The sequence below is a fragment of the Flexibacter flexilis DSM 6793 genome (genome assembly GCF_900112255.1).
GTDB classification, from domain to species: Bacteria; Bacteroidota; Bacteroidia; order Cytophagales; family Flexibacteraceae; genus Flexibacter; species Flexibacter flexilis.
The window spans coordinates 821,978-833,799 of record NZ_FOLE01000001.1 but is presented as its reverse complement, the minus strand read 5'-3'; the positions used below and the strand labels follow the sequence as shown (position 1 = coordinate 833,799).

8 protein-coding genes and 1 tRNA gene are annotated in these 11,822 nt (G+C 45.6%); 4 read left to right on the top strand and 5 right to left on the bottom strand.

Features of this window, described 5'->3' with window-relative positions:
* The first annotated feature begins 39 nt into the window (after window positions 1-39).
* The 3 genes from BM090_RS03600 to BM090_RS03590 all read left to right on the top strand — a co-directional run bounded on the left by BM090_RS03600 (window position 40) and on the right by BM090_RS03590 (window position 5,531).
* Entirely contained in the window at window positions 40-1,701 is a 1,662-nt protein-coding gene (locus BM090_RS03600) for a hypothetical protein (RefSeq protein ID WP_091507469.1), read from the top strand.
* A 52-nt stretch (window positions 1,702-1,753) separates the two neighbouring features.
* Window positions 1,754-3,100 carry a DUF5723 family protein gene (locus BM090_RS03595; protein WP_091507465.1) on the top strand — a complete coding sequence of 449 codons (1,347 nt, stop codon included), beginning with the start codon at window positions 1,754-1,756 and terminating at the stop codon, window positions 3,098-3,100.
* Window positions 3,101-3,989: 889 nt separating this feature from the next.
* Window positions 3,990-5,531 carry a TROVE domain-containing protein gene (locus BM090_RS03590; protein ID WP_091507460.1) on the top strand — a complete coding sequence of 514 codons (1,542 nt, stop codon included), beginning with the start codon at window positions 3,990-3,992 and terminating at the stop codon, window positions 5,529-5,531.
* Here BM090_RS03590 and BM090_RS18825 read toward each other — a convergent pair.
* Window positions 5,528-5,656, bottom strand: a complete 129-nt coding sequence (locus tag BM090_RS18825; RefSeq protein WP_262487654.1) for a hypothetical protein — start codon at window positions 5,654-5,656, stop codon at window positions 5,528-5,530. The genes BM090_RS03590 and BM090_RS18825 overlap by 4 nt on opposite strands.
* Here BM090_RS18825 and BM090_RS18285 point away from each other — a divergent pair.
* A tRNA-OTHER gene (locus tag BM090_RS18285) sits at window positions 5,629-5,766 on the top strand. The genes BM090_RS18825 and BM090_RS18285 overlap by 28 nt on opposite strands.
* A gap of 648 nt (window positions 5,767-6,414) precedes the next feature.
* Here the strand turns inward: BM090_RS18285 and BM090_RS03585 are convergent.
* From BM090_RS03585 to BM090_RS03570, 4 genes are all read right to left on the bottom strand, one after another.
* Window positions 6,415-6,993: an NAD(P)H-dependent oxidoreductase gene (locus BM090_RS03585; protein ID WP_091507456.1), complete on the bottom strand. Its 579-nt coding sequence runs from the start codon at window positions 6,991-6,993 to the stop codon at window positions 6,415-6,417.
* 98 nt (window positions 6,994-7,091) lie between these two features.
* Window positions 7,092-7,655: a Crp/Fnr family transcriptional regulator gene (locus BM090_RS03580; RefSeq protein WP_091507452.1), complete on the bottom strand. Its 564-nt coding sequence runs from the start codon at window positions 7,653-7,655 to the stop codon at window positions 7,092-7,094.
* Window positions 7,656-7,658: 3 nt separating this feature from the next.
* Entirely contained in the window at window positions 7,659-9,806 is a 2,148-nt protein-coding gene (locus tag BM090_RS03575; protein ID WP_091507448.1) for an NADH-quinone oxidoreductase subunit 5 family protein, read from the bottom strand.
* A 36-nt stretch (window positions 9,807-9,842) separates the two neighbouring features.
* A complete protein-coding gene (locus BM090_RS03570) occupies window positions 9,843-11,711 on the bottom strand; it encodes a M61 family metallopeptidase (protein WP_091507445.1) in 1,869 nt (622 codons plus the stop codon).
* Window positions 11,712-11,822: the final 111 nt, after the last annotated feature.

The window sequence follows — 11,822 nt, the reverse complement described above, 5'->3', positions numbered from 1 at the left end:
TTCGTCATATATTCTATATAAATACTCCTCGTTAAAACAATGAAACAACACAAAAACAAATGGCTTTGGGCTGGCTCGCTGCTCTGTGCGGCAGTGGGTTTGGGCGCGTGCCAAGACTGGAAAGACTTGGCCGACGTGAAAGTAGGCAAATGGAATAGCGAATGGGCTATCCCTGTGCTGGACGCTGACATTTCCCTTGCCGACATGATCAGCAAGAAAAAGGGCAACCTTACCATTACGGAAGATGCCAACGGTTTTTATACGCTGCTCTACAAAGATGAGTTTGTGAGCGAAACCGCCGAAAGTTATTTTTCTATTCCCAACCAAACGCTTCCGAGCGTCAATTTTAGTTCGCCGACTACTGGCACAGTGCCCGCAGGCCAAACCATCAACCTCGCCGACCAAAGCCAAACCGTAAGCTTTAGCGTAGCCGCCGCCGACCAAAAACTACGTTACATAGACCTGAAAGCAGGCACTTTGAATTTCAGTGCGACAAGTTCTTTCAAACATAACGTTTCGCTTATCGTGTCCTTGCCGTCACTAACCAAAAACGGAACAGCTTTTACCAAAACATATACGTTCACCTCCAACGGCACAAGCACACCCGCCGCCGTGAACGATGCCATAGATTTGAGCGGCTATCGCCTCGACCTGACTGGCGGCACGACTTCGGGGGCAAATCAGTTTACCTACACGCTCAAAGCCAGCATCACGACAGTGAGCAACAGCATTTCCAGCACCGACCGCATCACCGTGAACGCGAATGTTTCCAGTCCTAAGTTTTCGTATTTGGAAGGTTATTTGGGGAAATTTACGGCTTTCAGCCAACGCGATTCGGTGTTTTTGAGCATTTTTGATAGCAAATTGGCAGGTCAAGTATTTTTGGAAGATCCCAAATTGCGCATGACCATCGACAATTCTTTTGGAGTCGGGGCCAGAACCAGCATTACCAACCGCATCGGCAAAGCCAACTATTCCGCTGACTCGGTTTTGCGTTTTTACGGTACGGATTTGTTAAGTCCTTTTGACATTGCCGCCGCCGTAACACGTGGCCAAGTGGTAAGCAGCACGGTAGAAGCCAACAAAACAAACTCAAATATTCAGGGCGTACTCAATCCCGCACCGCGTGAAATTATTTACGACGCGTCAGGCATTATCAATGGCCAAACGACGAGCCAATCCCTTACTAATTTTGTAGTGGATACGAGTCGTATTCGCGTAAAATCGGAAGTTGAAATTCCGTTTGAAGGCCGCACAATGGAATTTTATACGATTCACGATTCCAGCGACGTAACATTGCCGCAAAACAACAACATTGAAAATGTACAGATGAACATTTATGCCAACAACGGCTTTCCTGTGGAAGTTGATGCGCAAGTGTATTTCCTTGATGCCAACGAAAATCCCATCGACTCCATTTTCACGGAACGCGGCCACAACGGCAAATTGTTTTTGTTGGATAAAGCAGTGGACACCGACGGCAACGGCAAAGTAGATGCTTACGAATCTAAAAAGACTGAACGTCAGTTTGTAATGGATAGCGTGCGTTATAAATTCTTGCGCGACAATGCCAAGAAAATCCGCATTTTCGGACGTTTCCGTTCCGATGGTGCAGAAAACAATAAATCCATTAAGATTTACTCGTATTACAGACTTAAAATGAAAGTTGGCGTAATTATGAATATGGAAATGGGTGGTTAAAATCCTTGTTTTCAGTTATTTAAAATTAAATTTTTGATCAAAGATTTTGACCATGAAAAAAATATTTACTTACTCATACATACTGCTGGCTTTGCTACTGTTGCGCGTACAAACGGCGCAGGCGCAACACGAACTGACGATGCCTTTCATGCACAACCTCATGCAAAGTGCTTACACCAACCCGACCCTTGTGTCCGAATATAAAGTTTCGGTGGCTGTCGCGCCGTTTTTTCCGTCGGTTTCGGCGGGGATTCGCAATACGGGTTTTTCGCTGAAAGACCTTTTGCGCAACGACACGATTTATTTACCCAAAATGTTGCCTAAGCTCAAATCGCATAATTATTTGTACACGGGCACTTCGCTGGAATGGCTGGCCGTGCGCATCAAAGCCGATAATTTGCACTGGTCTTTCAACATTACCGAGCAAATCAATGCGCGTATTTCGTACCCCGACAACTTCGCGCGTTTTGCCATAAACGGTAACCATACGGAAGAATTTTACCAAAAAACGGCTTATTTCAAAGGGCTTGGCCTCAATGCCATGCACTACCGCGAGTTTGCCGTAGGCCTTACGGTGGACGAATGGGACAACAAACTCATTTTTGGCGGACGTGCTAAAATGCTTTTTGGCAAATCCAACGCCTACACCAGCAAAACCGACGTAAATGTATTTTCGGCGGATACGCTTATTCATTTGGATAATGACGTGATACTGAACACGTCTTCGCCTTGGGACACTGGCGGCACAACGACGGCCAAAAAGTATATGTTCAACAACCGTAACATTGGTTTTGCGCTTGATGGCGGCGTTTCTTTCGAACCCAATACCAAATGGAAATTTACGTTCACGTTCAATAATGTTGGGTTTATTCGCTGGAAAGACCATGTTACAAACCGCCGTATGCGTGCCAATGTGGCGTATTCGGGCGTAAAATTGCAGTCTATCATTCTGAATCAATCCGAACAATACAATAAATCCAACGTAGATTTTGATATTACAAAAGACTCACTGAGCAAGCGTTTTGAGCCAGAAGAAACGCACGATAGCTATGTTACGCCGCTGGTTGGCCAAACGTATTTTTTGGCTGAATATAAAATTGATAAAAACAGCGAAGTGGGCGGTGGCGTGTATGCCGAATATTTTCAGGGTGTGCGCACGTCTTGGACGCTTAATTATCAACGTCGTTTTGGGCGTGTATTCAATCTGATTGGTAGCTATTCTGTCCACAACCGCACTTTTGATAATATTGGATTGGGTACGATGCTCAAATTAGGAAATGTTCAGTTGTATTTTGTGGGCGACAACCTCATCGGGATTGCACGCGGTACCAATGCCCATAATTTTAACCTACGTTTTGGGCTTAATTTCGTGATGGGCTTGGCCAAACCTGATTTATAACAGAATCAAATCTATTTAGCAATCACAAAATAAAATCAAGATGCCACGCCTACGGCGTTTGTGGTGTGTTATATCGCTTTGAGCTACAAAGGTTTCAATCCTAACGGATTTATTTCAAAATAGATTAAAACCTTTAGGTTTGGTATCTTGGTAGTAATGAATGCTAAGGAAAAGATACCACGCCTATGGCGTTTGTGGTGTGTTATATCGCTTTGAGCTACAAAGGTTTCAATCCTAACGGATTTATTTCAAAATAGATTAAAACCTTTAGGTTTGGTATCTTGGTAGTAATGAATGCTAAGGAAAAGATACCACGCCTATGGCGTTTGTGGTGTGTTATGTTGCTTTGAGCTACAAAGGTTTCAATCCTAACGGATTTATTTCAAAATAGATTAAAGCCTTTAGGCTTGGTATCTTGGTAGTAATGAATGCTAAATAAAATCAAGATGCCATGCCTACGGCGTTTGTGGTGTGTTATGTTGCTTTGAGCTACAAAGATTTCAATCCTAACGGATTTATTTCAAAATAGATTAAAGCCTTTAGGCTTGGTATCTTGGTAGTAATGAGTTTTAGGTATGAGAAAAACGCCGTAGGCGTGACATCTTCAAGGGGCTTTAATCTCCTACTAACTCAAATTGGGCGAAGTTTTTACAATTCTGCGCCACTTCCTTTACCGATTTTGACTCTGTTATTCCCTTATTCCGCTAAGATTCTTTAAGATTTTAGCGGAGTTTTTATTTTACAAATAACTAAAAATCAATTGATTGTGTTTTTGGCTAAAAAATATTTTTGAAAATAATTTTACTACGCAATTAGGTTGCGTAGTGCGTTTTCACCTTTGTATCACCAACACGGAACAACAACCATTACAACTTAAATAAAATTAGTCATGCTATTCAATTGGTTAAAAAAAGGGGCAAAAAAAGTAACAAACCACGAAGGCGCAACCGCTTACGCACTCTCGCCAGCGTTGGAACTTTACACGGCGGTCGTTACGGCATCTTTGAGCGACAACTTCTACGAAAAAGGAAGCGAACGTTTGGAGCGTATCCGCCAACTCATTGGCCAAAATAAGCCTGAATTTGTGCTGCAATTGGCCATTTATACACGCCAAAAAATGCACTTGCGCAGCGTGCCTTTGGTGTTGCTGGTGGAGGCTGCCCCTTTGTTGAGTGGCGACTTTTATTTGAGCCGTGCCATTGGCCAAGTGATTTTGCGTGCCGACGAAATTACGGAACTGTTGGCTTACTACCAGTTTGCCAACCAACGCAAAGGCGTGAAAAAACTCAACAAACTTTCCAAACAAATACAAAAAGGTTTGGCCAAGGCTTTCAACCGCTTCGACGAATACCAATTTGCCAAATATGACCGTCAAGGGGCGGAAATCAAGTTGCGTGATGCCTTGTTTTTGGTTCACCCAAAGGCAAAAAACGAAGCGCAACAAGAGATTTTCAACAAAATAGCCGCCCAAACGCTGGCCACGCCATACACATGGGAAACAGAACTTTCGGCCTTAGGGCAACAAACTTTCGCTAACGACCAAGAACGCCGCCGCGCCGTGTGCGCCAAGTGGGAAGAGTTGATTTTCAGTGGGAAATTGGGTTATATGGCCATGCTTCGCAACTTGCGCAACATGCTGGAAGCCAATATTTCGGCAGAAGCTATCGGGCGAGTAGCCAACACGTTGGCCGAGCCTGCGGCGGTGGCAGCAGCCAAACAATTGCCTTTTCGTTATTTGTCGGCATATCGCGAACTTTTGGCCAACGAAAAAACAAACCGCGAGGCCACCCAAAGACTAATAGAAGCCTTAGAAATGGCCGTGCGCCATACGGCAGCCAATATTCAGGGTTTTGATGCAAATACGCGTGTGTTGGTGGCCGCCGACGTGTCGGGGTCGATGCAAACGCCTATTTCCCAAAAAAGTAGCGTGATGCTCTACGACATTGGCCTGATGTTGGCGATGCTTTTGCGTAACCGTTGTCAAAATATCGAAACGGGTATTTTCGGCGATACGTGGAAAATCGTGCCAATGGAAAGCAAACGCATTTTGCACAACGTGCAAGAGTTCTACCGCCGCGAAGGCGAAGTAGGTTACTCAACCAACGGACATTTGGTGATAAAAGATTTGCGTGCAAGAAATGCCATCATGGATAAAGTGATGATTTTCACGGATTGCCAATTGTGGAACTCGACGCAAGACGGTTCTACTTTGCAAGAAGAATGGAAACAATACAAACGTATTGCACCAAAAGCCAAATTGTATTTGTTCGACTTGGCGGGACACGGTAACACGCCAGTGGACAGCCTCCGCGACGATGTGTATTTGTTGGCGGGTTGGTCGGACAAAATATTTGAGATACTCAACGCCATCGAACAAGGCCAAAGTGCTTTGGACAAGATAAAGCAAATTTCTTTGGAAGACGAAAACTAAAGAAAGGCGCGTAACGACATAAAAGCAGTGTCGTAGAAAAGAGTTACTTCGACTGGAAAAATCGTTTGGTGCAAGTTCGAGCCTTGCCGCAGGCGCAAGTCTGTGTAGTTTAATTGGTAGAACATTACTCTTTTCGCTTGTTACCTGCTTTTTACCACCAAGAAAACAGTGCCGTAAAAGAGAGTTACTTCGACTGTTAATCGGGAGTTGCAAGTGCAAATCTTGCCGCAAACTTCGGTTTGTGTAGTTTAATTAGCCAAAACGCCATACTCTTTTTGCCTTTTGCCTGTTTTTATTTTAAATAAATAATTGATATTAAAGACATTAGGAGTAGTGTCGTAAGAAAGAGATACTTCGAATGGCTGGTACATGAGCCTCTGCAAGTTCGAATCTTGCCGCAAACTTCGGTTTGTGAAATATCATGGCTCTTTCTGGCTGTAGCCTGCTCTTAACCCCAAAGAAAAATAGTGCCGTAGAAAAGAGTTACTTCGCCTTCCACGCGGGAGTTGCAAGTTCGAGTCTTGCGCAAACTTCGGTTTGTATAGTTTAATTGGCTAAAATACCTAAACGTTCTTTTTTCGCCTTTTGCCTATTTTTCTTTTTTCAATAAAAAAATAGCGGTTTGCGCCGCGCTGATACGGAGGGTTGGTGCCGTCGTTGGGAGTTACTTCGTTTGGGTCGAATCTTTATACTCCCGACACTTGTTGCCCACTCTGTTATTTGATGGAAAAAGTACCAACCGAAATGCCGTAGTAACGAGATTCATCGCAGCTTAGGAGGTAGGGTTTCGGCCTTTGCAGGTCGGAAAGAGGTGCAAATCCTCAACGCGTAGGCCTCCGTCTCGGAGCGATTGTTGCTTTTGACTGGTACTTTTTAAAAGGTGTCATTTAAGTTTCAGCCCCAACGCGTTGGCTTCTTTGAGCCATTTGGCGCGTTGCGTGTCGGCGGATTTGCGGACAATGCCAAAATAACTCACGCGCACGGGTTTTACACCACAAAACTCTAAGGTTGCTTTCCGCAACTGGTTTACACTTGGCCTGCCATACACGAGCCAATAATACCAACTGGGTTGGTCGAGTGTGGCCAGGATACGCGCCGTTTTGCCTTTGAGCAAGCCTTCGGGCAGCGGCGAGTTTTCGCGATACCGAAACGCCATATTGGGCAAAAACAAACGGTCAATAAAACCTTTGAGCAAAGCAGGCAGCCCACCCCACCAAACAGGATGCACCCAAACCAAATGTTCCGCCCACTGGATTAGCTCCCAAGCCTTCAGCAAATCGGGTTCTAATTCGGTGCGAAGGCTATAGCCTCCTGCCAAATTCGGATTAAAATCCAGTTCGTTGAGATTGAGCATTTGCACGTGTGCGCCTGCCGCTTCCGCGCCTTTGCGGTAGCTTTCGGCCAATGCAAAATTGAAACTTTCAGCGTAAGGATGGCCGTTGATAACAAGTATTTTCTTCATACCCAAACAATAGATAAGCGACTGATAAATAGATTTTTAACTGGCGCAAATGTAGAAGAAAGTTTTGCACACGCAAAGGACAAAAGTCCTCAAAAAAGCTAAGGCATCAGTTCGCGGCGCAAGCGGCTCAAATGGCGGCGCGTAATTCCCAGAAATGATGCCAAATATTGTACGGGGATTTGCTGAATGTAATGCGGCTGCTGCGTCAATAGCTTTTGGTATCGTTCGGCGGCTTTGTCTTTTTGCAAAGAAAAAACACGCTGTTCGAGTTCCATGTATTGCTGTTCGAGCAATATTTTGTTGGCCATCAACCAATTAACATTTTGGTTAATAAGTGTTTCAAAATCTTTTTTAGCAAAAATAATCAGTTCGGTTTGGGCAAGAGCCTGTATGTTTTCGGGCGTGGGACGGCCACTAATCAGCGAAGAAAGTGCCGTAATCAGAATGTTATCAAACAACAGACAATAAGTCATTTCTTCGCCGTCGGCGGTGGTATAAAACGACCGCAAAATTCCTTTTTCCACAAAAGCAATTTGCTCACAAACTTGGCCTTCTCGAACAAAAAACGCGCCTTTGGGCAATGTTTGGCGGCTACTCACTTGTTCCAAAGCCGTAATATCTTGCTCGGTAAGCACGCCCAAACTTCTAAAAAACTCGCGCATCTGCTACATTATCCAAAAGCTCAACCACAGCACAAACAACCCCAAAGCATACCAAACGTATTGTTGTACGTTGCCGTTTTGGGGCGAACGAACCACACCGCCCAGCGTGCGGCCAAGCCAAACGAGCAAATGAATTGTGCCATCCACCAAAAAGCGGTCAATAAACCCAATCACGTGCGCGAAAACCACCACTATTTTAGAAAAAATATTTACCGAACCACTTACGCGCGTCTCGTCGAAATGCGCCACCGCCGCCGAAAGTTTGAGTATAGGATTTATAAAAAGCGTTCCGATAAAATAACGTTTGTGTTTGTCTATGTACGCCAATTGCTCCGTGCAATACAACAGCGGTTTGATAACCGTCAGTTCAAAGAAGCGTTGCAGGCTTTTTTGGGTCGTAAAATTGGCCAGACGATGCACTGGCGCAATAATTATTTTTCGATAAAATTGATTGATATAAAACTGGTTTTCAAGTAATTGGTTTACTTTTTCGGCTAAAGGCATGGCCACATGTAGGCCGTAATGCGTGCAAGCCACACAGAAACCAACCACCGCCGCCAGCAGCGAAGCCGCCAGCACAAAACCATGTCCGTGTACGTGCGCGGGGCTGTGGCCTTGCCAAAACCAACTACCCGAACCGTCCAGCGGATTGACCGAAAATACGATAAACGTACTTAAAGCCGCCAGCATCAAAGTCGGCACGCGCATCGGCAACGGCACTTCTTTTACTTTTTGCAAAAGCCCCGCCGAATGCCAGTGTTTTTCCAACTGAAATTCGCCCCAAAACACCAAATACCATTGGCGCATCATATAGAAAGTAGTCAGCGAAGCCGTAAACAACAACACCGCAGGCACAAGCCAAGCCAGCCAAAAACCGCTATGTTGCGCCCACGAAACCGTAGCCAACAAAATCGTTTCTTTGGATAAAAAACCCGACAAAAACGGCAAGCCAGCCAAAGCCGCCGCCGCCGTCGTGTAGGCCACAAACGTAAACGGCAAAGCCTTGCGCAAACCACCCATCAGGCGCATATCTTGGGCATCAAAATGCGCGTGTTCTTGTCCCCATTGCTCGGCGCGATGCGCCAAATCGTGCAGCGCATGAATCACCGAACCAGCACACAAAAACAAACCCGCTTTAAAAAACGCGTGCGTAAGCAAGTGAAACATAGCCGCTTGCGGTGCGCCTACGCCAATGGCCACCACCATATAACCCAGTTGCGAAATAGTCGAGAAAGCCAAAACGCGCTTAATATCCGTTTGGCGCGTGGCCGTCAGTGCCGCAATAAGCATCGTGATACAGCCCATCAGTACAGCCAAATGCAGCACCAAGGGCGGCAATATCGCGTAAGTGCGCACCAACAAATAAATTCCTGCCGTTACCATCGTGGCCGCGTGTATGAGTGCCGAAACTGGCGTAGGGCCTTCCATCGCATCGGGCAGCCAGATTTGTAGCGGAAATTGTGCAGATTTGCCCGCGCAAGCCAACAAAAAACCCAAACCCGCCACCAACAGCAAAGCCGTCGAAACCACTTGCGTATTGGTTTGTAAAATTTGATTGATTTCGGTTAAAGAAACTGTTCCGAAGTTTGCCCAACACGCAAAAATGCCCGTCAGCAAGCCCGCATCGCCTATTCTATTGACCAAAAAAGCCTTTTTGGCGGCATTAGACGCGCTGTCTTTGGTGTACCAAAAGCCAATGAGCAAATACGAAGCAAAGCCCACCAACTCCCAGCACATAAACAGCGTAATGAGGTTGTCGGAAAGTACAAGGCCATTCATGGCGCACGTAAACAAAGCCAAAGCCGAGAAATAACGCGGCAAAGCTCCGTCGCCTTTCATGTATTGACCCGAAAACCAATGCACCAGTGCCGAGACAAACAAAATAATCGAAAGCATCATTAAGGCCATCGTGTCGGCGTTGAGGCCAACGCGAAACACCAAACTTTGCCCCATACTAAACCACGTAGTTTGTACAAACCAATGTTGCCCACCAAGCCACGCGCTACCGCCAGCGTAGAGCATCAGCACCGCCGAAAGACTCACGACTGCCGCCGAAAGGCGCGAAAGCCATTTGTCCGAAGGACGAAAAACATAAGCCGTCAGTATGTTCAGAAGCGGCAAAAAAGCCGCTACAAGAATTAGTAGTATCATTTCTACAAAAAATAAAATTGGGCTAAATGCTTGATGCTAAAGCCCTTTGAACCAAGCCTCACGCACTTTGAGTTGGGCGGGTGTGGGTTTGAGCATAGGCGTAATGCGATAACGTTCGGTGCTTTCTTGCAACTGTGCTTTGGCCTTGAGCGCGACGGTTTTCTTTTGGCCTTTGTTGTCCACGCGAGCCACTTTTACTTTGACTGCCTGCCCGTCTTTGGTGTTGTTGCGGTACTCGGTCAAAAGCGTTTCAATGTTGTCGGTGTTTACGGGTTTGCCTTGCAGCTCTACCAACACATCGCCCACTTGCCAACCCATGCTGCGACCAAAATCGTTCATGTTGCCGATATACGACACCACAACTTCCCGATTGCCTTTGTACTCAAGACTAATTTTGCCCAAAGATGGCTCTTTTTTCTTTACATCTTTCTGGAAATCATAACCCGCAAACGCCAACGATTCGGTAAACGGCAAAGGGCTTCCACCTTCCACATATTTACGGAAAAAATCGCCAACAGACGGGTGCGTCAGTGCCACGATTTCGGGAATAAGGTCATCGTCGCGGAAAGGTTTGCTTGCACCATATTTTTTGGCCAATTCGCTGATTACACGCTGCAAACCCATTTGGCCTTGTGTGTAATGGCGGATTTGCAAATCCAAACACCACGCCATCAACGCGCCTTTTTCATATACGTTGCTGTATTGGTCGGCGTATTCGTCCAACACATTTTTGCTTAGTTGGGTAAAAGAAAGTGAGTCTTCAAAAAGCTGTTCGGACATACTCATTTTCAGTTTCATGGTATTGAAAAAATCTTTTTGGCTAATCAGGCGGCTGACCAGTTGCACGTACAGCGAATTGTACTCGGTTACGCCTTCGTACAACCACAAATGTTTCGACATTTTGGGCGTGTTGTAATCAAAATCCGCGATTTCTTCCGAATGCAGCGTAAGCGGTGTAACGATATGGAAAAACTCATGTGCGCCCACATCCCGAATCTCACGCGCCAAAGCCTTCGGATTGCCGCCATCTACCAAATAATACAGCGAACTTTGCGAGTGTTCTAACGCGCCTTGCATGCCGTTTACAGGCAGCGAGGCACTCAAATACACCAAAAACGCATATTTACGCACAGGCAATTCGCCGCCCAAAAACTTTTCGATAGAAAGCAAAACTGTTTCTAATTCTTTGAGAATCACAGGGGCATAAGGTTGGTCTGTATTTTGCGAATACACCGAAACCAAAATTTTAGACCCGTGCAAAGCCAACGAAGCCGTATCGGGGCGGCAGTAAAGCAGTGGCGCGTCGGTGATGTTCATGTACGAATTGCTTTCGTAAAGGTCGGCAAAATCGTTGTGGCTGATGGGTTCTAAAGCCGTAGCCCCATAAAATGCTTTGGGTTTGCGCACATGCAGGCGGTAAATGGCTTTTTTTAGTCCATCAAAATAACCCAAAAAGGCGTGCGTATTGAGCAAAAAAACGTCTTTCTCAAAGTCTGAGCCTGCGGGCTGAAACACATAATTTTGTTGTAGTGGCGCGTCGAACGTGTCATCTACTTTGTACGTGATTTTGTAGAGCTTATTGGCGGGGCTTATTTTCCAAGAATTAGAATCAAGGCGCGTAACCGTCAGGGCTTTATTTTGCTTATCAAAAGCCTGAAAATCTTTGACGAATCGGCCAAAATCGTATTTTTTGTACGTGCCAGGTACGATTTTGGGAACACGATACACCGCTTCGGGCGTGCTGAGTACGGGACAAATCAACTCAACGGCGAGGCGGTCGGCTTGTTCTTGGTAAGTGGTCAGGTCAATAGAGAATTGATACTTGTTATCTTGAGTTTGGGCAACAGCTCCCAGCGCATAACAAAAGGAGATGAAGGTAAAAAATAGACTTTTTTTGAGGTTCATAGTACGAAAGAAAAGGTAGAAACAACGCCAAAACGTTAGATGGGCAAATTTGGTATAATTTTTCGGTTCTTCTACAAGATTGCACAAAAAGAAAAGCCCCCGCGCCTTTTT